Origin of the sequence: Streptomyces poriferorum, assembly GCF_019399235.1 — a bacterium.
Taxonomy (GTDB): domain Bacteria; phylum Actinomycetota; class Actinomycetes; order Streptomycetales; family Streptomycetaceae; genus Streptomyces; species Streptomyces poriferorum.
The window spans coordinates 1-628 of record NZ_JAELVH010000611.1 but is presented as its reverse complement, the minus strand read 5'-3'; the positions used below and the strand labels follow the sequence as shown (position 1 = coordinate 628).

General features: G+C 68.0%; 1 pseudogene. It reads right to left on the bottom strand.

Annotation, left to right across the window (positions count from 1 at the left end):
* Window positions 1-628, bottom strand: a pseudogene (locus JGS39_RS40020) (hypothetical protein); the annotation flags it as partial.

The following is a 628-nucleotide window of genomic DNA, read 5'->3' as shown; positions in this document are numbered from 1 at the left end:
GCGGCGTACGTGTCCCCACATGTTCTTGTCGACGAGCCCCGCGTACACGGCGGTTCCGAGGAGGGCGCCCACGTAGAGCAGGGCGGCGCGGATCACGAGCTCCAGCCAGAGGATGCCCGCGGCGAGGATCGACACGAGCGAGACGACGATCAGCATGATCGGTCCGCCGCCGATGTCGGCGTCCTTCTTGAGCGCCTCGGCGAACGACCCGAAGAAGACGTCGGTCTGCCCGCCGGAGGACGAGGAGATGACCTCGGTGACGCCGTCGGTGGCCGAGACGATCGTGTAGAGGATCAACGGAGTGAAGGCGGATGCGAGCACGGTGAGCCAGAGGAAACCGATGGCCTCGGAGATCGCGGTGGTCAGCGGCACGCCGCGGATCGCCCGCTTGGCGACGGCGAGGAGCCAGAGGATGAGCGTCAGTACGGTGGAGGCGGCGAAGACGATCGCGTACTGCTGGAGGAAGCGGGTGTTGGTGAAGTCGACGTTGGCGGTGTCCTTGACGGCCTCGCTGAGCTTGCCCACGATCCAGGCTGCGGCGTCGGCACAGCCGCGGCCGAGGGAGGTGAGGGGGTCCTGGGCGGGGTCGACGCTGTCGGGGAGGTTGGACTTGGGGGCGGAATTGCCG